The sequence below is a fragment of the Ornithinimicrobium sufpigmenti genome (assembly GCF_004322775.1).
Classification (GTDB): Bacteria; Actinomycetota; Actinomycetes; order Actinomycetales; family Dermatophilaceae; genus Ornithinicoccus; species Ornithinicoccus sufpigmenti.
This window is the reverse complement of record NZ_CP036403.1, coordinates 3,758,664-3,784,110: the sequence shown is the minus strand read 5'-3', so window position 1 is coordinate 3,784,110 and position 25,447 is coordinate 3,758,664. Positions and strand designations below refer to the sequence as shown.

Annotated in this window: 20 protein-coding genes; 14 read left to right on the top strand and 6 right to left on the bottom strand. The window is 69.7% G+C overall.

What is annotated here, in order from left to right:
• Positions 1 to 95: 95 nt before the first annotated feature.
• The 5 genes from ESZ52_RS17385 (at position 96) to ESZ52_RS17365 (ending at position 5,690) form a co-directional block, all read left to right on the top strand.
• Positions 96 to 1,046, top strand: a complete 951-nt coding sequence (locus ESZ52_RS17385) for a Wzz/FepE/Etk N-terminal domain-containing protein (protein WP_131106031.1) — start codon at positions 96 to 98, stop codon at positions 1,044 to 1,046.
• Between the two features lie 13 nt (positions 1,047 to 1,059).
• The gene (locus tag ESZ52_RS17380) at positions 1,060 to 2,430 is read left to right on the top strand and encodes an O-antigen ligase family protein (RefSeq protein ID WP_131106030.1); all 1,371 of its coding nucleotides are present in this window, start codon (positions 1,060 to 1,062) and stop codon (positions 2,428 to 2,430) included.
• Entirely contained in the window at positions 2,427 to 3,473 is a 1,047-nt protein-coding gene (locus tag ESZ52_RS17375; protein ID WP_181009836.1) for a glycosyltransferase family 2 protein, read from the top strand. The genes ESZ52_RS17380 and ESZ52_RS17375 overlap by 4 nt, the downstream gene beginning before the upstream one ends.
• Positions 3,470 to 4,339, top strand: a complete 870-nt coding sequence (locus tag ESZ52_RS17370; protein WP_131106028.1) for a glycosyltransferase — start codon at positions 3,470 to 3,472, stop codon at positions 4,337 to 4,339. Before ESZ52_RS17375 ends, ESZ52_RS17370 begins: the two co-directional genes overlap by 4 nt.
• A gap of 88 nt (positions 4,340 to 4,427) precedes the next feature.
• Positions 4,428 to 5,690 (top strand): hypothetical protein, encoded by a 1,263-nt coding sequence (locus ESZ52_RS17365; protein WP_131106027.1) that lies wholly within the window; start codon positions 4,428 to 4,430, stop codon positions 5,688 to 5,690.
• On the opposite strand, the gene ESZ52_RS17360 is transcribed toward ESZ52_RS17365, so the two are convergent.
• Positions 5,670 to 6,620: a glycosyltransferase family 2 protein gene (locus ESZ52_RS17360; protein WP_131106026.1), complete on the bottom strand. Its 951-nt coding sequence runs from the start codon at positions 6,618 to 6,620 to the stop codon at positions 5,670 to 5,672. The two genes, ESZ52_RS17365 and ESZ52_RS17360, sit on opposite strands and share 21 nt — an antisense overlap.
• On the bottom strand, positions 6,565 to 7,509 hold the full coding sequence (locus ESZ52_RS17355; protein ID WP_181009835.1) for a glycosyltransferase: 945 nt from the start codon (positions 7,507 to 7,509) through the stop codon (positions 6,565 to 6,567). The genes ESZ52_RS17360 and ESZ52_RS17355 overlap by 56 nt, the downstream gene beginning before the upstream one ends.
• Positions 7,510 to 7,819: 310 nt before the next feature.
• On the opposite strand from ESZ52_RS17355, the gene rfbF reads away from it, so the two are divergent.
• From rfbF to ESZ52_RS17325, 6 genes are read left to right on the top strand one after another with little or no spacing between them, the layout of a single operon-like run.
• Positions 7,820 to 8,593: a glucose-1-phosphate cytidylyltransferase gene (rfbF, locus tag ESZ52_RS17350; protein WP_131106024.1), complete on the top strand. Its 774-nt coding sequence runs from the start codon at positions 7,820 to 7,822 to the stop codon at positions 8,591 to 8,593.
• 2 nt (positions 8,594 to 8,595) lie between these two features.
• Positions 8,596 to 9,624 (top strand): NAD-dependent epimerase/dehydratase family protein, encoded by a 1,029-nt coding sequence (locus tag ESZ52_RS17345; protein WP_131106723.1) that lies wholly within the window; start codon positions 8,596 to 8,598, stop codon positions 9,622 to 9,624.
• Positions 9,621 to 10,163, top strand: coding sequence for a dTDP-4-dehydrorhamnose 3,5-epimerase (rfbC, locus tag ESZ52_RS17340; protein ID WP_131106023.1), 543 nt, complete (start codon positions 9,621 to 9,623; stop codon positions 10,161 to 10,163). Before ESZ52_RS17345 ends, rfbC begins: the two co-directional genes overlap by 4 nt.
• Positions 10,160 to 11,467, top strand: a complete 1,308-nt coding sequence (locus ESZ52_RS17335) for an NAD(P)H-dependent oxidoreductase (RefSeq protein ID WP_131106022.1) — start codon at positions 10,160 to 10,162, stop codon at positions 11,465 to 11,467. Before rfbC ends, ESZ52_RS17335 begins: the two co-directional genes overlap by 4 nt.
• Positions 11,464 to 12,690, top strand: coding sequence for an L-2-hydroxyglutarate oxidase (gene lhgO / locus ESZ52_RS17330; protein WP_238154362.1), 1,227 nt, complete (start codon positions 11,464 to 11,466; stop codon positions 12,688 to 12,690). Before ESZ52_RS17335 ends, lhgO begins: the two co-directional genes overlap by 4 nt.
• Before the next feature lie 7 nt (positions 12,691 to 12,697).
• A complete protein-coding gene (locus ESZ52_RS17325; protein ID WP_131106021.1) occupies positions 12,698 to 13,288 on the top strand; it encodes a phosphatase PAP2 family protein in 591 nt (196 codons plus the stop codon).
• Here the strand turns inward: ESZ52_RS17325 and ESZ52_RS17320 are convergent.
• From ESZ52_RS17320 to ESZ52_RS17310, 3 genes are all read right to left on the bottom strand, one after another.
• A complete protein-coding gene (locus ESZ52_RS17320; protein WP_131106020.1) occupies positions 13,237 to 15,012 on the bottom strand; it encodes a VWA domain-containing protein in 1,776 nt (591 codons plus the stop codon). The genes ESZ52_RS17325 and ESZ52_RS17320 overlap by 52 nt on opposite strands.
• Before the next feature lie 108 nt (positions 15,013 to 15,120).
• The gene (locus ESZ52_RS17315; protein ID WP_131106019.1) at positions 15,121 to 20,649 is read right to left on the bottom strand and encodes a PKD domain-containing protein; all 5,529 of its coding nucleotides are present in this window, start codon (positions 20,647 to 20,649) and stop codon (positions 15,121 to 15,123) included.
• Positions 20,650 to 20,681: 32 nt separating this feature from the next.
• Complete coding sequence (locus ESZ52_RS17310) at positions 20,682 to 21,074, bottom strand: hypothetical protein (RefSeq protein ID WP_131106018.1); 393 nt, start codon at positions 21,072 to 21,074, stop codon at positions 20,682 to 20,684.
• 623 nt (positions 21,075 to 21,697) lie between these two features.
• On the opposite strand from ESZ52_RS17310, the gene ESZ52_RS17305 reads away from it, so the two are divergent.
• The 3 genes from ESZ52_RS17305 to ESZ52_RS17295 are packed head-to-tail and all read left to right on the top strand — an operon-like array spanning position 21,698 to position 24,010.
• Positions 21,698 to 22,951 (top strand): homogentisate 1,2-dioxygenase, encoded by a 1,254-nt coding sequence (locus ESZ52_RS17305; protein WP_238154361.1) that lies wholly within the window; start codon positions 21,698 to 21,700, stop codon positions 22,949 to 22,951.
• 1 nt (position 22,952) lies between these two features.
• Positions 22,953 to 23,612, top strand: a complete 660-nt coding sequence (locus tag ESZ52_RS17300; protein ID WP_131106017.1) for an IclR family transcriptional regulator — start codon at positions 22,953 to 22,955, stop codon at positions 23,610 to 23,612.
• On the top strand, positions 23,609 to 24,010 hold the full coding sequence (locus ESZ52_RS17295; RefSeq protein WP_131106016.1) for a nuclear transport factor 2 family protein: 402 nt from the start codon (positions 23,609 to 23,611) through the stop codon (positions 24,008 to 24,010). Before ESZ52_RS17300 ends, ESZ52_RS17295 begins: the two co-directional genes overlap by 4 nt.
• On the opposite strand, the gene ESZ52_RS17290 is transcribed toward ESZ52_RS17295, so the two are convergent.
• A complete protein-coding gene (locus ESZ52_RS17290) occupies positions 24,007 to 25,428 on the bottom strand; it encodes an FAD-dependent oxidoreductase (RefSeq protein ID WP_131106015.1) in 1,422 nt (473 codons plus the stop codon). The genes ESZ52_RS17295 and ESZ52_RS17290 overlap by 4 nt on opposite strands.
• Positions 25,429 to 25,447 lie beyond the last annotated feature (19 nt).

Sequence of the window (25,447 nt, the reverse complement as noted above, 5' to 3'; positions counted from 1 at the left end):
GCTCAGGATCGGAGAGTTCGCATGGATAGAGGGCATTCGTGTGTCACCATGAGGCTCCGTAGTTGTCTCACCAGGCCCGTGCCCCCAGGAGTTTCATGTCTACCGCGATCGATGCTGCGCCACCCCCGATGTGGTCCAGAGTGCGCAGCCATTGGCCATTGATCGCCATCGTGGTGCTGATTTCCCTGCTGCTCTCGATGATCCTCACCTGGTTGCTGCGCCCTCCGGTCTACACCGCGGAGGCGCGGTTGGCGGTCGGCTCCGGGCAGATGACTGCCCTCAACATCCCCGGTTACCCGACTGCGTCGGAGGCCATGGCGTCCAACTATGCCCGATGGGTCAACCACCAAGGTGTTCAGGGTGAACTAGCGCCCGAGGGCACCATAGAGCTTTCCGCCTCGCCGATCGTGGAGTCCAACGTGCTGCGGGTTGAAGCCACCTCGCTCGATCCGCAGATTGCTGTCGCCGCTGCTGACGAGGCTGCGGACCTGCTCATGGAGGGTGTCAACCAGGTCGCGGACTTCAACGACCCGGAAGCCTTGATCGCAGAGATTCGTGACCAGGTTGCGCCACTCCTCGTCGCCCGTCAGGAGGCCCGAGACGCTGAGAGCGCCTACAACGACCTTCTCGACTCGGACGCCTCCCCAGCGCAGGTCAGCACGGCTTTCGACACTCTGGTCGCGGCGCAGCAAGAACTGGTCACGCTGGAGCTGGAGCAGGACGGACGTCGAGACCGTTTCCGCAGTCTGACGTCCTCGCGCAGCACCGAAGCCAACCTCGTGGAGGTCTCCCCCGCCCAGATCGTGGGGGATGACCGAGCGTCGACGATCCAGCGCAACACTTTCCTCGCAGCGCTCGCCGGACTAGGGATCGCCGCGGGGATCGTGTGGCTGGGTGAGCGTCGTCGCGACTCTCCACGGGCTGGGGACAAGCCACGCGCTGGGGACAAGGCACGCGCTTCTTACAAGCCACGCGCTGGGGACAAGGCACGCGCTGGGGACAAGGCACGCGCTGGGGACAAGACGCGGGCTGGGGAGAAGCAGTGACCGAGCGCGTCCCGTGAGCGCGGCCACCGCCGCCGAGAACCGCGCACCCGTGACGTCCGGGGAGGGCCACGCCCCCGATCACCGGACGCAGCCCTACGTCGTCCTTTTCATTCTCGGCCTCGTCGCCAACATGTTGTCCAGCCACAGTCACCGGCTGGGAATCCCCTTGTCCCCTGATCGCATCCTGATCCCGCTCGCGATCGTGCTGTTTCTGATGGACAAACGCCGCGCGAGAGTGCGCTGGGGTGCGGTATCGGCGCTGATGGCGGCCTTTGTGGTCTGGACGCTGGTCTCGATGATCTGGCACGGCAACGTCCTGTCGAGCTCGCCACTCTTCGCCTTGCTGGACCGGACCGTCATGCCCTTCCTGATGTTTCTGCTCGGCCCGGTGATCTTCAGGGACACACACAGTCGTGACCTGCTGCTCAAGGCCCTGACAGTTGTTGGCCTGTACCTGGGCCTGACGGCGATCCTGGAGCAGTGGGCGCCGCAGTTCGTCTTCCCGCAGTACATCGTCGACCCGAACGTGGGCATCCACTTCGGTCGTCCGAGAGGTCCGTTCGCCTCGGCAGAGGCGATGGCGATGGCCCTGGCCGTCTGTGCCGGCGCGGCACTGCTGCTCAAGAGCAGGAACCTGCCGCGGTGGTCGGTGCTGTCCTTGGTGGTCAGCCTCTTGTGCTTCTTCGGCGTGGTGCTGACGACTACCCGATCGGTGTGGGTCGGCGTGTTCGCCGGCGTCATCGTTGCCCTGGTGCTCTCGCCGGCGCTCCGGCGGTGGATACCGGCCATGGCAGCGGGCGCGGTCGTCGGCTTCATCGGGGTGGTGCTGTACCTGCCCTCCTTGTGGGACAATATCCTGGAGCGATCGACCACCTCAGGCCCGATCTTCGACCGGCTGAGCAGCAACGCCGCCGCCCTGCGCGTGCTCGAGGACCTGCCGTTGACGGGCATCGGGTGGCGTAGGTTCTACCCGCACGGGAGCGAGTGGGCCCGGCAGTCGGACAGCTTCCCGTTGAACAACGCGGTCATCGAGGTGCACAACGTCATCCTGTCTCGTGCCGTCGAGCTAGGCCTGCCGGCCGTGATCGTCTTCATCCTGATCATCGTCCTCGGGCCGGTGCGGTCCGCCCTGCCGGCACCGCCCGTCGCTGGACAGCTAGACCTGGCCGGATGGCGGGTGCTGTCCGGGTATGTCGTTGCGGTCTGGCTGGTCGCAGGCATGTTCGGTCCGCTGTCCCCACCCTTTCCCAACTACTCCGTGTGGTTGATCGCCGGGGTCGCGTCGTTCGCGCTCTTGCACCGGCCCGTCGAGGGCAGCGACGCACACCGCGTCGCACGCCGCCCTGGCGCCCACCGTCCGTCCGACCCAGCGAGGTTGCCATGAACGAGCCAGACCTGCCCCTTGTCTCCGTGGTCGTCCCCGCCTACAACTCTGAGGCGACCATCGGGGCCTGCCTGTCCGGGCTGCTCTCGCAGACCTACCCGCGGGTGGAGATCGTGGTGGTCGACGACGGGTCCACGGACCGGACCGGCGACATCTGCCGCGCGCACGAACCCCTCGTGCGCTACGTGCGGCAGGAGAACGCCGGCAGTGCAGCGGCCCGCAACGCTGCCTTCGCTCTCGCCCGAGGCGACCTGATCGCCTTCTGCGACGCGGACGACATGTTCCTGCCGGCGTACCTGGACCGCGCGGTCGACGCGTACCGGGAGGCTGGCGAGGGCCGTCACATCGTCATGTGCGAGGCCCTGCAGCTGACCGCCACCGGTGTGGCGCACGGGAGGCGGTTGATCGGGGGACACTTCCCGCGACGTCGGCAACGGCTGGCCATCCTGCAGAAGAACTTCCTCCCGATCCTCAGCGTCTTCCCGCGTGAGCTCCTGGACGATGTCCCGGGTTTCGCCGAGGACCTCGACCTGGTGGAGGACTGGGAGTTCTGGATACGCGCCGTCCTCGCAGGGTGGAAGGTGATCTTCCAGTCCGAGCCGCAAGCCCTCTACCGGTTGTCGCCAGGTGCCAAGTCGACCGATGAGCGACGCCACGCAGCCGAGGATGACATCATCCGACGCGTGCGGGAGCAGCACTGGGACGTGTTGTCGCCCGAAGAGCAAGAGTTCGTCTCCTTGCGGCTGACGACGAGACCGCCACGTCTGATCGACCTGTTGGCCGGGGAGGCGTTGCGCGAGCGCGAGGACGACCGTGCCCGCGTCCTCTACCGGCAGCTGGCCGCCGTCAGCTCAGAAGATCCCAGGGTCAAGGCCAGAGCGTTGCTTCTGGGTTACGTCCCCGGCCTCACCACCCTGGGGCGGCTGCGTCAGCGCAGCATCGACGCACGCATGGGTGGTCGCATCCAGGGCCCGGCCGACGGGTCCCACCAGCGCGGCGCTGGCGCCGACCAGACCAAGGATGACAAGGAGATACCGTCATGAGCAGAGTTACCCCGCACGTCTTCCTCACCAGGTTCAACCTGCCAGCGAACCGGGTGGAGCAAGCGATCTTCTCGCCGGAATGGCTGGACGCGCGCATGCAGCTGTTCGAGGCCTACACCGTCCCGTCCGTCCGTGCGCAGGGACGGGAAGGCGTGTCCTGGGTGGTCTACCTCGACGCGCTCGGCACGCCCCAGTGGTTGCGCGACCGGATGGTCGAGCTGCAGCAGGAGCTGCCGCTCCACCCCATCTACCTGGACGGCCCCCTGGACCGGGAGGCCATCAAGACGCACGTCATGCAGGTCAGCGGGCAGACGAGCGGCCTGGTGTCCACCTCCAACCTTGACAACGACGACGGCCTGGCCACTGACTTCGTGCGGCGCGTCCGCGCCTTGGTCCCGGACCAGGCCCCGGCCGCCCTGTACCTGACCCGAGGGCTGATCCTCAGCGGAGACCGCGTCTACCTGCGTCAGGACCGCGACAACGCCTTCGGAGCCGTGGTCGATGACGTCTCCTCGCCCGGCTTCGTCAGCTGCTGGGCGGCCCGGCACAACGAGCTGGATTCCCTCATGCCCGTCGTCCGCGAGGATGGTGCACCCGCCTGGCTGCAGGTCGTCCACGGCCGCAACGTCTCCAACCGGGTCGGGGGGCGGATGACCTCTCCCGGCCGACAGGCGTCCTACTTCCCGGGGCTCATCGATGACCTGCCCCCGTTGAGTCGCCAGGACAAGGCGCGGGACGCCGTGGCGCAGCCCGTTCGGTTGGTCCGCGATCGGGTGCTCCGTCCCGGCGCGTCCGTGCTCCGGAAGGTGATCGGCGTCCGACGCTACGAGTCACTCAAGCTCACCTTCGGGTCCCTCGGCAAGTGAGCCAGACGGACCACCGGTCAGGTAGCCTGCACACGTGCGGCTCGGCCTGCGTGAGCTGCGGCGCGCCCGTCCACAGAGAGGGCTACCCATGATCACCGGCACCAGGGCACGTTCGTGGTTCGTGGCCGGCGGACTAGCGCCGCTGGTGATCGCTACGGGGGCCTTCGCGGCGCCGCACGAGCCGGACACGGCGGTCGAAGGCGTCTTCGCACCAGACTCACCCTTCTACCGCCCGTTGCCGGACGACACCCCCGTCGCGGCGGACTCCGAGGCGCTGATCGCTGGCCTCTACCAACAAGCGATCGACTACTTTGGTCGCCCAGGTCAGCCGAACGTCACGATCAACATCGACAACTACACGGCACCCCTGTACATCACCAGCACCGACGACCCCCAGCAGGACATCCGCCCTTGGAACTGTCAGGACAAGGAGGAGGGATGGGACGCGGAGCTGGCCGAGATGTGGAGCGGGCAGCACCTGCCCTCGAACCTCAAGCCAGACGGGTCGAGCGACGGCAATGTGTCCATCTACAACGCCGACACAGGCACGCTGGTCGAGCTCTGGCAGGCGCGTCAAGCGCCGGACGGGGTGTGGGAGGCGTGCTGGGGAGGCGTGATCGAGGACGCCAGCGTGTCACCGGGAACCTTCGCGGTCCCCTACGGAGCGTCGGCCGGAGGGATGGCCCTGTGGGCGTACACCATCCGGCATGACGAGCTGCTCGAAGGCGAGATCAACCACGTCATCGGCCTGACCATCCCCGAGATCAAGAAGGGGGTCATCTCCTGGCCCGCGACTCGCACGGACGGGCGGGTGGACGGCACCGAGATCGCGATGGGCCAGCTCCTGCGGCTTCCGGCAGACTTCGACCTCGACTCGCTCAACCTCTCGCCCTCGGCGAGGACGGTCGCCCAGGCGGCCCAGGACTACGGCATCGTCATCACCGACACCTCCGGGGCCGTCGCCTTCGCCGGAGAGCACGAGTTCGGGCTGGTCGACAACCGGTATGACGAGATCTTCCGAGGACGGTATGCCTACGAGGAGATGGCCGGCGACCCGGCCCTGGGGGAGGACCCGTTCCCGCTGCAGGAGCTGGTGGCGCTGCCCGTCGACTACGGCAAGGACCTGCCGTGGCCCCCAGAAGATGCTCCGGCCGCCGTAGGCGGGGATGAGGCCGTAGCCACCCTGGCGGAGACCAACGCCGCTTCGCCCCCCTCGGACGCGAGGCCCAACGCCGCGTCCCCCGCGGAGGCACCAGATGCGGCCTTCCCGTGGCCGCCGGTGCTCATCGGCCTGCTGGTCGCCGCAGGCGCGGTGGTCGCAGGCCTGACGCTACGCCGCCGCCGACTCTGACGGTCGGGACACGAGTCGGCTGACCAAGGCCGACGGAAGGTGCGACGCGAGCGCAAGCCGAGCCGTGGTGAGGCCGGGCTGCAGCCGGAGCGACCGGCGAAGGTAGGGCCTGGCCGACCGGATGTCGCGGTCGTGCAGCAGGGCCCGGCCGGCTGCCAACGTCGCCTCGCCCAGGCGGCGTTGCAGCGCCGTCGTGTCCTGATGCCGCCCGGACGCCAGCGCCTTCTCCAGCACGTAGACGGTCGCCTTCGCCTGCGCCGCCGAATGCGTGTTCGTGTCAGCGTCCGGGTGGAGCCGGTAGCGCACCACCCGCTCCTGGGTGAACCACAGGGGCCGATCGTCCTCGGCCGCCGTCAGGGCGAGGTAGAAGTCGTAGGCGGTCGCCACCTCGGCCGGGACCGACGCCCAGTCGACGAGGTCGGCCCGCACCACGGCGCCGGCGAGCTGGACGCCCCCGCGCGCCACGATGCCGGTGCTGTCGGTCAGTCGTCCCTCCTGGAACGACGCACGCCCACTCTCACGATCCAGCCACTGCGTCCGCTCCTGCAGCACGGCGTCATCTGCGTCCACCAGCTGCACGCCGCCGAAGCTCAGCTTGATGTCGGGGTTTCGCTCAAGAGGTGTGACCAGGCCCTCCAGCGCCTCGGGCAGCAGGAAGTCGTCGTCGTCCAGCTTCATCACCAGCGGCGACCGGGCATCGGCGAACCCGAGCATGGCGTTGCGCAGCATCCCCACGTTCTGGGGCCGCGGGATGTACCGGAACCGCTGGTCGTCCAGGGCGCGCACGACGTCCTCGGTGGCCGCCTCAGCGCCGTTGTCACAGACCAGGACCTCGAAGTCCGTCAAGGTCTGAGCCCGGAGCGAGGCCAGCGCGTTAACGAGGAAGTGTGGACGCCGATAGGTCGGAACGACGATCGAGACCCGTGCCATGTGCTGGGACCTCAACTTTCTGCGGTTTCAGGTGGAAGTCCGTGGCCGAGCGGTGCTCGACGCGCGCGGAGAGCGCCTTGCGCACATGCTCCACGCTGAGGTCGTCCGGATCAGCCGTCACGGCCAGCCCTCGACCTTCCAGTTCCGCGGCGATGAGCAGCTGGTGGTCATCGATGTGCTCCCCCCTGGCACTGGAACGAGGGAGGAAGAGCGGGATGCGGCCGGCATCGAGGATCTGCAGCGCGGAACCGGTCCCGGCGTGCGCGATCACCAGGTCGGCCTGCGCGATCGCGACCCGCAGCCGGTCGGCGGGGACCGTCGCACGGACCTCGCCCGACAGGCCTTCCGCCTGCGCCTCACCGATCTGCCACAACACGTGGACGTCCTCGTCCCCGAGCTGCGTCAGCACCCGACGGACGGCCTGGACGGCGCGGTCGAACGGGTACTGGTTGAGCGTCCCCAACGTCACCACGACGCGTCTGGGCGCGGCTCGCTCCGCGTCCGACGGCCGAGCCACGAAACCGTCGAAGACCGAGCCGCGGTAGGACCACTGGTCGTCGGCCCACCGCGGATACTGCGTGTAGAGCCGCATGCCCGGGATGCGCCGCAGGATCTGCCCCGCGACGCTGGGTCCGTCGGTCCGGGCAGCGCTCTCGATGTAGTGCGCCTCGCGCCGCGCGAGCCGCGCACCCAGCAGGTAGGGGACCGCGATCGCAGAGCCGGTGGAGATGACGTCGGTGACCTGCTCGCGGCGGATGAGTCCCAGCGCGGTCGGTAGGGCCCGCGTCGCCGTGCGCCAGTCCCGGGGCGGGACTCGGGGGACGAAGCGGACCTCTTCCCCCTGCAGGAGGCTGCGCGACTGGTCCGTCTCGGACGTGACAAATGTCACGGACTCGAACTGGGGGCGTAGCCGGGGAGCTATGCGGAGAAGCTGGTCGAGGTGACCCCCGCTCTCGGCAACGAGCAGCGCTTTTCGGCCAGTCATAGCAATTTCCTTCGTCACGGTCGTCCAGAGGACACAGGGGCGGCGATCCAGGGGCTTGACGGCGCCCCGCCTATCATCCACGCCCGTGGCGCTTCCGGCAACTGGAGGAACCTCGCGCGCATCTCGCAGCAGAGTCAATCGCAGGATATGCTCCCCGCAACGTGACAGCACACACCCCCGGGGAGCGGGGTGTTCCCTAGCGCAAGGATGGCGCATGAAAGCGGTAATACTGGCCGGTGGGTTAGGCACGCGTCTCAGCGAAGAGACCGCCCTACGCCCCAAGCCGATGGTCGAGATCGGCGGACTGCCGATCCTCTGGCACATCATGAAGACCTACGCCACGCACGGCATCGACGACTTCGTCGTGTGCTGCGGCTACAAGGGGTCGGTGATCAAGGACTGGTTCGTCAACTACCGGCGACGCATGTCCGACCTGACCATCGACCTGGGCAAGGACGAGATCACCGTCCACGCCCCGCATACCGAGCCGTGGCGGGTGACCCTCGTCGACACCGGTGCCGAGACCATGACCGGTGGGCGGCTCGCCAGGGTGCGGGACCACATCGGCGACGAGACCTTCTGCCTGACCTACGGCGACGGGGTCTGCGACGTGGACCTCACCGCCGAGATCGCCTTCCACCGGGAGGCCGGGCTGCAGGCGACCATGCTGGCGGTCCAGCCGCCCGGTCGCTTCGGCGCCCTCGTGCTCGGTGCCGGCGAGACCCAGGTCACCCAGTTCCAGGAGAAGCCGGACGGCGACGGGGCCTGGATCAACGGCGGCTACTTCGTCCTCGAGCCCGCGGTCATCGACCACGTCGACGGCGACGACACGGTCTGGGAGCAGGGGCCCCTGCGGGCCCTTGCCCACGAGGGCCAGCTGAACGCGTACAAGCACACCGGCTTCTGGCAGCCGATGGACACCCTGCGTGACAAGAACCTGCTTGAAGAGCTCTGGGCGTCCGGTAGGGCGCCCTGGAAGGTGTGGTGAGTATGAAGATCCTGGTCACCGGGACAGACGGATACCTGGGCTGCCTGCTGGCCCCTGCCCTCCGGGCGGACGGTCACGAGGTGGTCGGCCTGGACACCGGCTTCTACCGCAACGGCTGGCTCTACAACGGGGTCCCCAGCACGCCGTTCACCCTGGACAAGGACATGCGCGACCTCACCCCGGAGGACCTGGAGGGGGTGGACGCCGTGGTCGCCATGGCAGAGCTGTCCAACGACCCCACCGGCGACCTGGTGGGGCCCATCACCTTCGACATCAACCACCGAGGGTCGGCGCATGTGGCGCGGACGGCCAAGGAGGCCGGCGTCTCGCGGTTCATCTACATGAGCAGCTGCTCGGTCTACGGCGTGGCTGACGGGTGGGTCGACGAGACGTCCCCGATCGACCCGCAGACGGCCTACGCCGAGTGCAAGGCGCTCACCGAGAACGACCTGCACGAGCTGGCCGACGACACCTTCCACCCCACGTCGCTGCGCAACGCGACGGCGTTCGGCGCCTCGCCCCGGCAGCGGTTCGACATCGTGCTCAACAACCTCTGCGGCCTGGCCTGGGTGGAGAAGAACATCGCGATGACCTCCGACGGCACGCCCTGGCGGCCGATGGTCCACGCCCTCGACATCGCCAAGGCCATCCGCACCGTGCTCACTGCAGATGTCGACAAGGTGCACGACCGCGTCTTCAACGTCGGCTCCAACGACAACAACTACACCGTCCGGCAGATCGCCGAGACCGTCGCTGCCGAGTTCCCCGACTGCGAGCTGACCTTCGGGCCTCCCAGCCAGGACAACCGGTCCTACCGGGTCAACTTCGACCGGATCCACGACGAGCTGGGCTTCTCCTGCGACTGGGACCTGGCGCGCGGCGCCCGGCAGCTGCACGAGGTCTTCCGGCTCATCGACCTGGACCGCGACACCTTCTACGGCCGCGGCCACACCCGGCTCAAGCAGATCCAGCACCTGCTCGACACCGGTCAGGTGGACGGCTCCCTGTTCTGGAAGGAGCCGGCGGTATGAAGTTCACCCCCACCGAGGTCGAGGGGTGCATGATCGTCGAGCTGGAGGAGCACGCGGACGACCGTGGCTTCTTCGCTCGTGCCTTCTGCACCGACGAGTTCGCCGCGCACGGCCTGGACACCCAGGTCGTGCAGGCCAACCTGTCGTTCAACCACAAGGCCGGCACGCTGCGCGGCATGCACCGGCAGATCCCGCCGCACGCCGAGGGCAAGCTGGTCCGCTGCATCCGTGGCGCGATCGTCGACGTGGCCCTGGACCTGCGCGAGGACAGCCCCACCTTCGGCAAGCACGCCATGGTCGAGCTGACCGCCGACAACCGGCGCGCGCTCTGGGTCCCGCCCTACGTGGCGCACGGCTACCAGACGCTCGCGGACGACACCGAGGTCCTCTACCAGGTCTCCGGCCCCTACGCCCCCGAGGGTGAGCGTGGCCAGCGCTACGACGACCCGGCGTTCGGCCTGCAGTGGCCGCACGAGGTGACGGTCATCTCGGAGAAGGACCGCAGCTGGCCCGACTGGGACGGGAAGCCGATCGCGTGATCATCACCGACACACTCCTCGCCCGCCGCGCGGACGAGGGCACGCCTGTGCGCGTCGGCCTCGCCGGATCCGGCTTCATGGCGACCGGGCTGATGAACCACATCGTCAACACCGTCCCCGGTATGGAGATCGCCGCCGTCTACGCGCGCCGCCCCGAGCAGGCGCTCACCTCCTTGGGCAAGGCCGGCCTCGGCGAGGACCGGCTGACCCAGGTCGACGAGGCGAGCCAGATCGACGCCGCGGTCACCGCCGGCAAGGTGGCGATCACCACCAGCGTCGAGGCCCTCACCCAGGCCGCCTCGGTCGACGTCGTCGTGGACTGCACCGGAGCGGTGGAGTTCGGCGCGCACCTGGCGCTGGCCACGCTCGAGGGCGGCAAGCACCTGGTCCTGCTGAACGCCGAGGTCGACGCCACCATCGGGGCCGCCCTGAACCCGCGGTTCGAGGCCGCCGGTCTGGTCTACACCGGCTGTGACGGCGACCAGCCCGGCGTGCAGATGAACCTCATCCGGTTCGTCCGCGGGCTCGGCCTGACCCCGCTCGTGGCCGGCAACATCAAGGGCCTGCAGGACCCCTACCGCACCCCGACCACCCAGGAGGGGTTCGCCCGCAAGTGGGGGCAGGACCCGCACATGGTCACCAGCTTCGCCGACGGCACCAAGGTGTCGGTGGAGCAGGCGCTGGTCGCCAACGCGGCCGGCTTCTCCGTCCACCGCCGTGGCCTGCTCCAACGCGACCACCGCGGGCACGTGGACGAGCTGACCCAGATGTACGACGTGGACGAGCTGCGCGCCCTGGGCGGCGCCGTCGACTACGTCGTGGGGTCCCAGCCCGGCCCCGGGGTCTACGTGCTCGCCGAGCACGACGACCCGGCCCAGCAGCACTACCTCAACCTCTACAAGCTGGGGGAGGGGCCGCTGTACAGCTTCTACACCCCCTACCACCTGTGCCACTTCGAGGTGCCGAACACCGTCGCCCGGGCGGCCCTGCTCGGGGACGCGACGATCAAGCCGCTGCCGGGCCCGCCCCACGTCGACGTCGTGACCGTCGCCAAGCGGGACCTGAAGGCGGGGGAGACCCTGGACGCGCTCGGCGGCTACACCTACTACGGCGAGTGCGAGCGGGCCAGCACCGTCCACCAGGAGCGGCTGCTGCCCGTCGGTCTGGCCGAGGGGTGCGTGCTGACCCGCGACATCGCCCAGGACGAGGTGATCGGGTATGCCGACGTGACCGTGCCCGAGGGCAGGCTCGCCGACCGGCTGCGCGCCGAGGTCGACGCGCTCTTCGAGCAGGTGTCCTCGTGAGCGCCGCGTCGGCCCACGACGTCGTGGTCATCGGGGGTGGCATCGTCGGTCTCTCCACCGCCATGACGCTCCTGCGGGAACGCCCCGGGCTCGACGTGCTGGTCCTGGAGAAGGAGCAGTCGCTGGGCCGGCACCAGACGGGCCACAACAGCGGGGTGATCCACGCCGGCGTCTACTACACGCCCGGATCGCTGAAGGCTCGGCTCTGCACAGCGGGCGCGCGTGCCACGAAGGAGTTCTGCGACGAGCACGGCGTCCCCTACCGCAACGTCGGCAAGCTGATCGTCGCCACCGACGACGCCGAGCTGGCCCGGATGGACGCGCTCTACGAGCGGGCCACCGCGAACGGCCTGGCGCTGGAGCGGGTGGACGCCGCCGAGCTGCACCGTCGTGAGCCGAACATCACCGGTGTGGGCGCGCTCTGGTCGCCCGACACCGGGATCGTGGACTACACGCAGGTCTGCGAGGCGATGGCCGGGGAGATCGCGCGGCTGGGCGGGCAGGTGCAGCTCGGCACCCGCGTCACCGGCATCACCGAGTCCCTCAGCGAGGTGCGGATCGACATCGCCGACGAGGCGGGTGCCACCGTCGGGCCGGTCTACGGCCGCACGCTCGTGGTGTGCGCCGGGATCCAGGCCGACCGGCTCGCCCGGATGGCCGGCATCGACAGCGACGTCCGGATGGTCCCCTTCCGGGGTGAGTACTACCGCTTGCCCCCATCCCGCAACGACATCGTCAGCACGCTGATCTACCCCGTGCCGGACCCCGCGCTGCCCTTCCTGGGCGTGCACCTGACCCTGATGATGGACGGCGGCGTCACCGTCGGGCCCAACGCCGTGCTGGGCCTGGCCCGCGAGGGCTACCGCAAGCTGTCGGTCAACCCCAAGGACGCCGCAGACATCGCGCGCTTCCCCGGGTTCTGGCGCTTCGTCCGCAAGCATGTGCGCAGCGGCGTGGCGGAGCAGTGGAACTCCCTCTACCGCCCCGGTTACCTGGCGCTCGTGCGCAAGTACTGCCCCAGCCTGACCGTCGACGACCTCGGTCCGGAGGAGGCGGGCATCCGCGCCCAGGCCATCCGTGCGGACGGCAGCATGGTCGAGGACTTCCTGGTCATGAACACCGACCGTATGGTGCACGTCCTCAGCGCGCCCTCCCCGGCGGCCACGTCCGCGCTGCCCATCGGGGCCATGATCGCGGAACGGGTGGGTGCGCTCGCCAGATAGGGCAGCAGTGCGAACCGGGTGGCGCCTCGTCACCGCCGGTGTCCTCGGCCTGCTGGGGATCTACCTGGCGGCGGTGTGGACCACCACCGGTCAGCGCGCCGACCTCGCGCTGACCGGGATGGTCCGGGCGGAGGGTGAGCTGGCCGCGCGCCTGCACGACCTGCTGACGCTGGTCGGCCCGTGGACGATGGTCCCCCTGGCGGCCGTGGTGGTCGTCGCCGGGACCGTCGTCAAGGGGTGGCGCGTCGGGTTGGCAGCCGCGGCCGGCGTGGCGGTGTGCCTGGTCACCCCGCAGGTGCTCAAGCCCGTGCTGCCCCGCCCGGAGCTGGCTGTGACGTGGCCGCTGCCGAACTCGCTGCCCAGCGGGCACACGGCGGCGGTGATCGCGGTCGTCGTGGCGCTCCTCATCGTGGTGCCGCGCTCGCGGCGGCGGCCGGTCCTCGTGGCTGGAGCGCTGGCCTCGACGATGATGGGCCTGCTCATGGTCGCCCTACCGCACCACCGGGTGAGTGATGTCGTCGCGTCGGGGGCGGTCGGGGTCCTGGGTTACGGCGTCGCGCTGCTGGTGCGCTGGGCCACGACCTCGACGAAGACCTGAGGCAGCTCGCGCGGGTCGCGCAGCACGATCGACACACCGCCGGCCGCGGTGGCCAGGCGTTCCAGGGCCTCGGCGTTCACCTCCGGGCCCATCCCGATCAGCACCACCGTGACCGGGCGGTCCCCGGCGGCCTGCGCCGCCGTGAGCAGCTCCACGACCTCGTTCTCGGTGAGGCCGCCCGTCTTGTCGTTGTTCTTGCCGTCGGTCAGGAGGAGCACGGAGTTGACCGCCTCGGGCGTCCACTCCTCCTGCATCTTCTGGTAGGCCGCCCACAGCGTGTCGTAGAGGCCGGTGTCACCGGTCAGGGTGTCCACGCCGAGCTCGTCGGTCACCGACATCAGCAGGTCCCGCTGCGTTCCACCGTTCACCCGCTCACCCAGCGGTCGCAGGGGCGCCACCTCGGTCCAGTCCTGCGTGCCCTCGAGCGCCGTGGCGAAGTACCAGACCCCGACGGCGGTGCGCGGCGGGATGGTCTGCAGGGCGGCCTGGGCCGCCTCGCGGGTCAGGTCGACACGGGTGGTGTCACCCACCTCCTCCGCCATCGACAGGGAGATGTCGATGGCCGTCAGGATGCGTGACTGCCGAGAGATCGCCGCCCACGTCTGGGCGGTCAGCGGCACGGTCGCGGGGTCGACCTCGGTGGCGGTGGCGGGGACGTCAGCGGACACACCCGGCACACCGGGAGCCGGCCCTGAGGCGCCGGGTCGCAGCCACAGCTCCTGAAGGTCCTCGGCGGCGTCCGGGGACGTCAGCTGCTCCTCCAGCGCGTCGACGCCCTCCTCCGAACCATCGCCCACCCGGACGAACGGGATCTGCACCACACCCAGTCCGTCCGCCAGGGCCAGCCCGGCCACCTCGCGGCCGGCCTCCTGGGCAGCGCCCACCTGTCGCTCGGTCGCCGGGACCACCGTGGTCGGGTCGGCCACGAGGGCGGTCAACGGGTCGTCCGGGATCGCGGTGTGCGCGAGCAGCACCAGCATCCCCCGCTGCGCGCTGTCCGGCTCCGTCCAGCCGCCCGGCTGGCTCCCTGTCGTCGAGAGCAGGGACATGGTGGCCGCGTCGGACCGGGGGTCACCGACGCGCATCTCGAACGGCGTCTCCTGCCCGGCCGCCCTGCTCTCCATCACCTGCTGGACGACCTGCGCCCAGGTGGTCTCTGGGCCCACCCCCATCTGCTCCAGGGCGCTGATCACCTGCGGCGCCCCGGCGAGCAGGACCGGGGACGAGGCGATCGTCTCGCCGACCTGCAGCTGGACCCCGTCCTGCGCGACGAGCCCCGGCCAGGCGGCCGAACCGGGAATCCACACGTCCGGCCGCTCACCGCCGCTCAGCGCGGTCTGGGCCGAGGCGTCGGCGTGCGGCGCCACCGCAAAACGGAAGCAGCCATCGGTCACCCGCTCGGCGGCCGCCTGCACCGCGGGCTCCAGGTGCGGGGCGGTCCAGACGGTGATGGACTCGCAGTCCTCCCCGTCCTGGACAGGCGCGGCGGCCGTCGTGGTCGGGGCGGGGGAAGCGGTCGAGGTGGTCTCGTCAGTGGCGTCGTCGTCCTCGACGGCGGCCATCTCTTCGGCCGTGCCCTCGCCGGTCGCCGTCGCCGGCGTGGGGTCAGCGGCCGCCTCCGGCACAGCGTCGGGCCCGGAACGGAGCAGCCCGAAAAGGATCAGTCCGTTCACGACGACCAGGAGCGCAACGATCCCGATGCTCCACCGCTGACCGGGGCTCATTCGCCCCCACGCTCCTTGTATAGCCACGAATGGACGCTAGCGGAGCGCACGGATATATAGCAAGGGTTTCTTGGCCCTGACATTACGGGATCTTTACCCTCGTGTCCGTCAATCAGAGAGCATCGTCACGCTGACGTTGTCGAAACGCGCCTCTACCGGCGAGTTGTTGGCCGACCCGCTCAGATAGGTCACCACACCGAGTCCACCTGGTCGCTGCAGTGCGGCGTGAGCGTTCGTCGCGGTGACCTGCCAGGTGGTCGGTTCGGTCTCCGACGTACGCCAGATCTTGGCCCGCAGCGCCGTCGCCCCCTCGCCGTGCACCTGGAACCGCACGTTGAAGACGTCCCCCGCCTGGTAGGTGGCTCCCGGCACCGTGACGTAGGCGAGGTTCGACTCCGTCCCGTTCACCATCTGGCTGAGGAGGACCATCGTCTGGGTAGGCATGAACCGCAGCTTCGCCCGGTAACCGTCCGTGCCGACGTGGCGGGAAGCAACCGAGATGTAGGTGTCACCACCGGAAGGCGCCTTGTCCAGCGACACCTGCAGTGTGGTGTCAGTGTCCATGGCGCTCAGCCCGGTGAGCTGGACCCTCGGGCCACCACCGGCGTTCGGCATGCGGATGACTCCTTGACCGTCCGCTACCCGGAAGCTCGTCGACGACCCTGTGGTGGTCCAGCTCCCACCGATGTCGGCGGAACCCCACCCGGCGGTCACGTTGCGGGTGAACGAGTCGAGAGCCGCCGCCTCGGGGCCGGCAGGCGCCTCGTCGACCGTCACCGGCTGAGTGACGTCATGGGTGGCGCCGTCCTCGTCGGTCACCGTCAGGGTCACCTGGAAGGTGCCGGGCTCCGCGTAGGTGTGTCTCGGCGCCACACCGGTGCCGGTGTTGCCATCGCCGAACGTCCAGGCGTAGGCCGTGATGGTCCCGTCCGGGTCGGATGACCCGGACCCGTCGAAGCTGACGGCCAGGTCCTCCGCGGTGTGGGTGAAGACCGCCACCGGCGGCTGGTTCTCCGCCGGCCCGGGGTCCTCGACCTGCTCGACCGTCACCGGGCGCGTCACCGCGTGGGTGGCGCCCTCGTCATCGGTGACCGTGAGGGTCACCTGGTAGGTGCCCGGCTCCTCGTAGGTGTGTGTGCGCGTGGCACCTGTCACGGCGGGGGAGCCGTCCCCGAAGTTCCAGGCGTATGCCGTGACCGAGCCGTCGGGGTCGCTGGAGCCGGAACCGTCCACCGCGACCTCCAGTCCGTCCACCACTGTCGTGAAGGCGGCTACCGGCGTCTGGTTGCCCTGGGCCCGACCGATGCCACCGACGTGCAGGTTGTCGAAGGAGCTGACCACCGGCGCGTTCGTCGACGAACCGGTCAGGTAGGAGCGCAACCCGATCCCACCGGGGCCCTGCAGCGCCGCCGCCGAGTTGGTCGCGGTGACCTGCCAGTTGGCGGGCTCGGGGTCACCTACCCGCCAGACCTTCCCGGACAGGACCGTGGGGTTGGTGCCCTCCACGACCAGCCGGAGCCGGAAGACGTCACCCGGACTGTAGGTCAGGGGGAGCGTGGTGTTGGCCAGGAACTGGTCGGCACCGTTGACGGTGGCCGTCAGCAGCACCTGGGTACCGGTCGGCATGGGTCGCGCCACCAGGCGGTAGTCGTTGTTGCCGGTACGGCGAACCGCCAGGTAGTGGTAGGTGCCGCCGCCCGTGGCGGGCTTGTCCATGGCCACGTCGACCGTGGCCTCGACATCCTGGGCCGAGACGGAGTTCAGCCACATCGCCGGGCCGGACCCGGCGTTGCGCAACGCGATCCGCCCCTGGCCACCGGAGACGGAGAACACCGAGGCACTGTTGCTGCTCGTCCAGGGCCCGCCCAGGTCGGCGGTACCCCATCCGTTGTTCACCGAGCGGTTGAACGTGTCGGTGGCGAACGTCGCAGCACCCGGAGGCGCGCTCACCTGCACGACCTGCTGGACGCTGTCCGACAGGCCGTCGTCGTCGACGACGGTCAAGGTCACCGTGTACGACCCGGAGTCCACGTAGGTGCGAGTCGGACTCACTCCGGAACCGGAGCCTCCATCGCCGAAGGACCACGTGTAGGACTCGACCGTGCCGTCTGGGTCGGTCGAGGCGCTGGCGTCGAAGCCCACGGTCAGCCCGTCCACCGTCGCGGTGAACGACGCGGTCGGAGCCACGTCACCCGGGTCCGGGTCGCTCACGGTCACCGGAACGGTCACCGAGCCCGTGGCACCGTCATCATCGGTGACGGTCAAGGTCACCTGGTACGTGCCCGCCTGGGCGTAGGTGTGCACCACCACGGGCTCATCTGCACTGGTGCCGTCGCCGAGGTCCCAGTCGTAGGAGGCGATGGACCCGTCGGGGTCGGTCGACGTCGAGGTCAACGTCGCCGACCGGCCTGAGGCCTCCACCGAGAAGCTCGCCTCGGGCGCCTGGTTCGCAGGCGGAGCCTCGACCGTCACCTCCTCCGAGTAAGTGTTCTCGGCACCGTCGTCGTCGACCACGGTCAGCCCCACGAGGTAGGTGCCGGCGGCGGCATAGGTGTGCTGGGCGTTCACGCCGGTGTCCGTGCTGCCATCGCCGAAGGTCCACGTCCAGGACTGGATCGTGCCATCGGGGTCGGTCGAGCCGGACCCGTCCACACTGACCGTGAGATCGTTCACCGACGCGCTGAAGGCTGCCGTCGGTGCGACGTTGACCGGAGGCGCGACGACAGTCACGTCCTGGGTGGTTGTGTCGTTGACACCGTCGTCGTCCGTCACGGTCAGGGTGATCCTGTAGTCACCGGCCGCGGCATAGGTGTGGTTCACGGTCAGTCCGCTGCCCGTGTTGCCGTCCCCGAAGTCCCAGTTGTACGACACGATGTCGCCGTCCTCGTCGGAGGAGTCGGAGGCATCGACCGCGACGAGCAGGTGGGTCTGGTCCACGGTGAAGGCGGCGACGGGTGCGGCGTTCGGCGGCGGCGCCACCACCGTGACGTCGTGCGATACCTCGTCCGAGTCACCGTCGTTGTCCGTGACCGTGAGTGACACCGTGTACGTGCCGGCCTCGGTGTACGTGTGCGACGGAGACACGCCGGACCCGAAGGTCCCGTCACCGAAGTTCCAGACGTAGGAGGCGATCGTTCCGTCCGGGTCGGACGATGCGGACGCGTCGAAGGTGACCCCCAGACCGTCCTCCTCGAAGGTGAAGGAGGCGTCCGGTGCCTGGTTGGGGGACTCCACCTGACCGCTTGCACCGTAGTTCTGTCGCACCTGGTTCAAGGTCAGCGCGTGCGGGTAGATGGCGACCTCGTCGATCGTCCCCGCGAAGGCTTCCCGGGTGGGTGCGGACGGCCAGGAGGTGAGGCGGTCGCCTCCGACGCGCCAGTACCCCCAGTACACCTGGGCCTTGGTCAGCTCCGAGTTCTGCGCGGCGAGCTCCCCGTCGATGTAGAGGCGCGCGCCGTCCTCGCTCAGGGTGGCGACCGCATGGTGCCACTGGCCGTCGTTCAGGCCGGCCTGGCTGTCGATCGTGATCCGCTGAGCCATGTCCGGCCGGAGCCCGAACCGCACCTGCCCGTTGTTCGTCAGGTAGAGGTGCCGGTCGGCGTTGTTGCTGCTGCTCCGGTTGGTGCGGCTGTCACCGAACCCGACGATCTTGCCGCCCTCGGTGGAGGTGGTGTTGAACCATGCCTCGACCGTGAAGGTCTGCGGCCCCGACTGCCACCAGCTGGTCGTCCCGCGCACCGTCCTGGTGTCGGCGCTCGCCGGGAAGCCGGTCGCCCCGTTGTCCTCGCTGAGGAGTGCCCCGGCGACGTCACGCTGCGCGTCGGCGGACAAGGTCAGGTCGTTGGAGCGGATGTGGTCCCGGGCCACGGTGCCGGTCGTCTCGTCCAACCGCCAGTGGTGGATCGCACCGTTGTTCCGGACGGCGTCGCGGTAGGCACTGCTCGGGACGGACCCGGAGGGCACGCTGATCGTGGCAGCGCTGCCGACCCCGCCGTTCCCGAAGGTGTCCAGCATCCGGACGCGGTAGGTCTGGGTCGTCCCGGGGGGAGCCGTCCTGTCGACGAAGGCCATCGGCGGCTGGGTCCACCGGTTGGTGTCGATCTCGCCGCTCGCGACGACGACCGAGTTGTTCACCGAGGAGCCTCGCAGGACCTGGTAGCTCAGGCGCTCGTTGTCGTAGTCCCAGGGCGGAGTCCAGGCCACCCGGACCGTTCCCGGTCCCATCTGGGTGAGCTGGGGGGTCAGGCCGTTCATGCCGACCAGCCCGGTGTTGTTCGGGGCGATGTCCCGGATGGCGAACCGGACCAGCCCTTGCTGGCCGGTGTTGTTCACCCGCGGGAACTCCCCGCCGTAGAGCAGGTACTGGTCGTTGGCCTCGACGGAGTAGCCCGCCTGGAAGCTGCCGGTGTAGGTTCCGGCGGCCATGTTGGGCATCCAGTGCAGAGGGTCGGTCGCCGGCATGCCGGCGAACGGCCGCCAGTTGAAGTTCGAGCCATGGGCGTTGTACCGCCCGTAGGACGACCCCCGCTTGTCGAAGGCCAGGGCGCGTTGCTCGAGGATCGGTGTGGACTCGGGGTTGAAGCCGATCATGCCGCAGTCGTGCGAGTGGCCCGTGGTGTAGAGCACGTCACCCTGGGCGGCGACACTGAACTGGTCGCCACGGCAGCCGTTGATCCAGTCGATCTCCCCGGTGAGCGGGTCGGCGGCGAACGTGCCCTCGAAGTTGGCTGTGGTCCCGCCAGCCCCGAAGTAGGCCCACCCGACGCCGTAGATCATCTCTCCATCGGTGATGAGGCTGGAGATCTGCGTGTTCGCGCCGTAGTTCTGGATCACCTGGTTCGCGGCCCACGGCATGACCGCCCCGGTGGTCCCGTCCAGCGAGGTCATGCCCCGCTGCGACACGCCGTTCACGGTGGAGAAGGAGCCACCGACGATGACCCGACCACTGTCCGGGTGCACGGTCATCGTGACGATCTCGCGGTCCGCCGACGGAGCCCACGGAAGGAGAGCGCCCGTCGTGGCATTGACGGCTGCCAGACGGGAACGTGACTGCCCGCTGACAGTGCTGAAGTGTCCGCCCACGTAGAGGGTGTTGCCGTGCACGGCCAGCGAGGCGACGCGGGTGTTCGCAGCGGGGTTGAAGCTCTGGATCACGGCGCCGGTCTGTGCGTCCAGCGCCACGATGCGCGAGCGCGACACGCCACTCACCTGGGAGAAGTCGCCACCGACGTAGATGCGAGAGCCGTCGGCGGAGGCGGTGATCGCCATTCCCTGCGCGTTCAGACTGGGGGCCCAGTTCGAGATCAGCACGCCGGTGTGCAGGTTGTAGGCCAGGATGTTCGAGCGAGGCGTCTGGTTCTGGCCCGGGTTGGCTCCCGCAGGCCGGGCGTGGGTGAACTCTCCAGTGACATACACACGGTCGCCGACGATCACCTGGTCCCAGACCACGCCGTTGATCTGCACGGTCGGGAGCCGATCGGCCGAGACGGTGCGGGGCTCGCCGGGCCGGTGCGGGGCGGTGTCAGCCGCAGCGGGGCTTGGGCTGCCGAGCACCGCGAAGAGCGAGGCGACCAGGGCCGCCGTCACCCAGGCAGCGATCCAGAAGTAGGTGCGCGATCCAACGTGAATGTGTCGCATGGCGTGGCTCCCTGTGTGCGTGCCGTGGTCGTTCACGGCTGGATCACGACGAAGTTGGGGGTGGTGTTGTGGTGCACCTGGACAGTGACTGCGTCGATGTCACCAGCCAGGCGGAAGACGTAGACGCCGGCTGCGGAATCTCCAGGCTCGAGGACCCCGGACAGGGCCTCGGCGGGAGGCATGAAGTTGGGCACGAGGGGGATCCCCTCCTTGTCCGAGGCGTTCACCGCCAGGCCGGCGAGATCGAGGGCCGCGTCCGACTCGTTGTGCACGTCGAGGTGCACCGCGGCCGCGGGCCCAGCGGTCTCCCCGAGGCGTGCCGCCTCGACCTCCACCGCCTGGATCTCCGTGACGACCGCGACCAGGCCGTTGCCGAAGTCAGCCGGCTCGTCGACCGAAACGGGCTCCAGCGGTTCAGTGTCCACCGGCGCGGCGGGTGCCGAGGTCGCAGGCGGAGACAATGGCTCATCGGGGTCGTCAACGGCACGTGGCTCAGACATCTCCACCTGTGCGGAGGGTGTCGACGTCGCAGGAGCAGCTGATGGCTGAGAGGGGTCGTGATTCCCGCTGACCTTCGATATATCGGCTGCCGCGGTGTCGGCACCGCCATCGGCTCCGCTCGGGATCACGAGTGCTGCCCCGACCGCCAGGGCAAGCGCTGCCGAGGCGCCGAGCACCCCGATCGGTAGAGGTTTCATGACCTGGGTCCCATGGGGTTCATGCCCGCCTTGGCCCGGGCATGGTCGACCGAGTCGGAGTACCGAAAAATCGCGAGCGCCAGCTGATGAAGCTTCATGTCACTCCGTCTGCGAGAGGTGCGCCACGGTGCGCCCCTAGGGATGTGCGCGTCACGGTGCGCACTCTGAGGATGCTAAACGGCAAAGGATTGGTATAGCCAGCCCAAACTTAAAATCTCCTTATCGGCAGATGTGGGCTCATCGGCGCGCCCGCATTCCCACGGGTTCCCTGACCACACCTGCAGCGTGTCTGAGGCGGGAGACACGAGGAGGGTCGACATGAGAACGCCGACGTTCTATAGTCGAACCACTTGCCGACGACAGAGAGGTCCGCGCTCATGTACTACCGCTCGATGGGGGAGTTCCCCACGTCCCGTCACGTCACCTTCCAGACCAGCGACGGTCGGGAGACCTTCGAGGAGTTCATCGGCGAGGAGGGCTTCTCCGGCACCGCCTCGCACCTCTACCACCTCGGGATCCCGGCCAACCTGGTCGACTCCCGCGTCTGGGACCTCGGTGACCTGTCCACCCAGACCAACACCCCGCTGCGGCCCCGCCACTTCCGCCTGCCCGACCTCTTCCCGGCCGGCAGCCACCAGGGGAAGGACCTCGTGCGTCACCGGCGCCTCGTCCTGGGCAACGACGACGTGCGGATCAGCTACGTCGTCGCCGACAGCCCCTCGCCCCTCTTCAGCAACGGCATCGGCGACGAGGTCGTCTACATCGAGAGCGGCGAGGCCGACGTCGAGAGCGTCTTCGGCACCCTGCGGGTGCGGCAGGGCGACAACGTCGTCATCCCACGCGTGACGATCCACCGCTGGGTGCCGGTCGACGTGGAGAAGAACGGCCCGCTCAAGGCCTACTGCGTCGAGGCGACCGGCCACGTCGAGATCCCGGAGAAGTACCTGACCCGGTTCGGCCAGTTCCTCGAGGGCGCCCCGCTCACCGAGCGCAACATGCGCGGACCGGTCGGCCCCCTGCTGGCCCCGGCCGAGCTGGCGGACCAGGACACCGAGGTCTACGTCAAGCACGGCAGCGGCGCCGACGTCCACGGCGCGGTCGTCGTCTACGACCACCACCCCTTCGACGTCGTCGGCTGGGACGGCTACCTCTACCCCTACGCCTTCAACTACCGCGACTTCTCGCCGGTCACCGGCAAGATCCTGCAGCCGCCGCCCACCTACCAGATCCTCCAGGGCCACAACTTCGTCATCTGCAACTTCGTGCCGAGGATGCTGGAGTACGGCGAGGGCGCGATCACCGTGCCCTACTACCACTCCAACGTCGACGCCGACGAGGTGATGTTCTACTACGCCGGCGAGACCGCGGCCCGCAAGGGCACCGGCATCGGCAACGCCTCGGTGTCGCTGCACCCCGCCGCCTACACCCACGGCCCCACGCGCCAGGCCTACCTCAACTCGGTCGGCGCCGCCGAGAGCAAGGAGATGGCGTTCATGGTCGACACGATGAACACCCTCCGTGTCGGCGAGGGCGCCCTGGCCTGCGACGACCCGAACTACCCGTGGACCTGGGCCGGCCGCCGCACGCCGAAGAGCGACGGCTGACGTGGCCGCGGCCGAGAGCTCCCAGACGCTGAGCCGCGGCCTGGACGTGCTCACCTACCTGGCCGGGTCCCCGGTGCCGCGCACCCCGACCCAGGTGGCCACCGACCTCGGGCTCAACCGCACCGTGGTCTATCGCCTGGTCGGCACCCTGGTCGAGCACGGTATGGTGCGCCGCACCGCGGACGGGACGCTCTCGGTCGGGCTGGGCGTGCTGCGCCTCACCGAGAACTTCTACCCGTCCCTGCGTGAGGCGAGCCAGCCGGTGCTGGAGCGCCTGGCCGAGGACCTGCGCGCGACGGCGCACCTCGCGGTGTCGGACGGCACCGACTCCGTCGCCGTCTGCGTCGTGGAGCCCCGCTCCACCGACTTCCACCTCGCCTACCGGCCCGGCACCCGGCACCCGCTCGGCCGCGGCGCGCTGGGCGAGGCGCTCCAGGCGGCCGCGGCCGGCGAGCGGGGCGTCTTCGTCAGCCATGGGCAGCTCACGCCCGGGGCGACGGGCGTCGTCGCCGCCGTCCCGGGCCTGCCCGGGCTGCCGGCGGCGATCGGCGTCGTCACCCTCAGCGACCACGACTGGTCCGGCTTCCCCGACCGCGTCGCGGCCGCGGTGGACGACCTGGTCGCGGCGCTCGTGCCCATGGCGCCGGGGGCCACCGCATGACCGGCATCACGACCGCGTCCGTCACCGAGCTGTACGCCCGGCAGAGCCATGCGATCGACGACGGGGAGGCAGCCGCGTGGGCGGCGACCTTCACGGCGGACGGCAGCTTCAGCTCGCCCACGTTCGGGGACCCGATCGTCGGCACGGAGGCGCTCACCCGCTTCGCCGAGGGCGTCTACGCCGACCTGCAGGCCGAGGGTCTGCGACAGCGGCACTGGGTCAACAGCGTGGTCGTCGACGCGCAGGCGCAGACCTCCCGGGCCTACCTGCTCATCGTGCGGGTTGACCGGGAGGGCACGCCCTCGCTGATGCGCCACGTCGTCATCCACGACCGGCTGTCGACGGGGCCGGACGGCGGTGTGCTGGTCCGGGCGCGGCAGGTGCGGCGCGACCCCTAGCCGCCCGAGGCGTGCGCGAGCGCCAACAGCCCGGCGATGCGACCCATCGTCAGCGCGTTGGCGATGGCGTTGCCGCCGCCGACGTAGCGGTTGCCCAGCACACCGCCCCCGGCCTCGCCCGCGGCATACAGGCCGGGCAGCGGGTCGCCGAGGGTGCCCAGGACACGGGCCTGCGGGTCGATCCGCAGGCCCGTGTGCGTGCACACCAGCTCGCCGGGCACCAGCCGGGCGGCGTAGAAGGGCGGGGTCGCGACGGGGGAAGGCGGGGCGGTGGCCCCCTTCGCCTCCAGCGTGAGGTGGCGCTGGAAGTCCGGGTCCTCGCCGCGCGGGAGCGTGCCGTTCCACCGCTCGACGGTCCGCACCAGGGTCGCCTCCGGGACCCCCATCGCGGCTGCGAGGCCAGGCAGGTCGTCGGCGCGGTGAGTCCGCCCGGCCTGCGCCTCCTCCAGCACCCGGGCGGGCGTCCAGTCCAGGAAGCCCTCGGGCAGGGCGAGCCGCGCAGCCTCGTCGAAGACCACCCAGCACGGGCCGTCCTGGTCGAGCAGGATGCCGGCGGCGACGGCATACGAGACGTCCTCGTCCATGAACCGGTGCCCGGCCGAGTTGACGTTGATCCGCGACAGCGGCGGGAATCCGGAGTCCCAGTGGTGGTGCTGCTGCAGGTATGCCGTGACCAGCAGCAGGCCCCAGCCCTCGCCGGCCAGGTCGGCACCGACCTGCTCCCCGAGCCGCAGGTGGTCGCCACGGCTGCCGGGGCCGGCCACGACGAAGAGGTGCTCACCGGCCGCGTCCGCGGTGGGGTAGTAGCGGCGGACCAGGTCGCGGTCCTGGGCGAAGCCGCCGGAGGCGACGACCACGGCACCGGCCAGGGCCTCCTCGCCGCCGACCCGCACCCCGCGGACCTGCCCGTCGTGCACGACGAGCCCCTCCACGCGTGAGCCCAGCGCCAGCTCGGCACCGTGGCGCTTGCGGGTGCGGTCGAGCAGCTCGACCACGGCATACCCCTCGCCGGCCGGGGTGTGGCCCCGCCACACGTCCTCGACGCCGGCGTGCCCGAGGCCCGGCATGTGCGCGTTGGTGGAGCGCTGCGCGGGTACCTCCAAGCCCAGGTCCATCAGCCAGTGCAGCGTCGGCGCGGTGGCCGCGCAGAAGGTCCGGATGAGCCCCGGCTGCAGCCGCCACTGGTTGAGGTCCATGTAGTGCTGGTAGAAGCGCTCGGGGGAGTCCTGCACCCCGAGGGCCTCCTGGACCCGCGTGCCCGCCGCGGTGAACATCCCCGCGGCCAGCAGCATCGACCCGCCGACGGTGTCCTCGGACTCCAGGAGCAGCACCCGACCGCCCCGCTCGGCCGCCGACGCGGCGGCCGCCAGCCCTGCGCCACCGGCGCCGATCACGATGACGTCCCAGTCCGTCGACACGTTCTCACTCCCGCTCAGC

Bases quoted from the DNA above. Each gene is read 5' to 3' on its own strand.
- ESZ52_RS17385 (WP_131106031.1), top strand. From the start codon at position 96: ATGTCTACCGCGATCGATGCTGCGCCACCCCCGATGTGGTCCAGAGTG.
- ESZ52_RS17375 (WP_181009836.1), top strand. From the start codon at position 2,427: ATGAACGAGCCAGACCTGCCCCTTGTCTCCGTGGTCGTCCCCGCCTAC.
- ESZ52_RS17370 (WP_131106028.1), top strand. From the start codon at position 3,470: ATGAGCAGAGTTACCCCGCACGTCTTCCTCACCAGGTTCAACCTGCCA.
- ESZ52_RS17365 (WP_131106027.1), top strand. From the start codon at position 4,428: ATGATCACCGGCACCAGGGCACGTTCGTGGTTCGTGGCCGGCGGACTA.
- ESZ52_RS17360 (WP_131106026.1), bottom strand. From the start codon at position 6,620: ATGGCACGGGTCTCGATCGTCGTTCCGACCTATCGGCGTCCACACTTC.
- rfbF (WP_131106024.1), top strand. From the start codon at position 7,820: ATGAAAGCGGTAATACTGGCCGGTGGGTTAGGCACGCGTCTCAGCGAA.
- ESZ52_RS17345 (WP_131106723.1), top strand. From the start codon at position 8,596: ATGAAGATCCTGGTCACCGGGACAGACGGATACCTGGGCTGCCTGCTG.
- rfbC (WP_131106023.1), top strand. From the start codon at position 9,621: ATGAAGTTCACCCCCACCGAGGTCGAGGGGTGCATGATCGTCGAGCTG.
- ESZ52_RS17320 (WP_131106020.1), bottom strand. From the start codon at position 15,012: ATGAGCCCCGGTCAGCGGTGGAGCATCGGGATCGTTGCGCTCCTGGTC.
- ESZ52_RS17315 (WP_131106019.1), bottom strand. From the start codon at position 20,649: ATGCGACACATTCACGTTGGATCGCGCACCTACTTCTGGATCGCTGCC.
- ESZ52_RS17295 (WP_131106016.1), top strand. From the start codon at position 23,609: ATGACCGGCATCACGACCGCGTCCGTCACCGAGCTGTACGCCCGGCAG.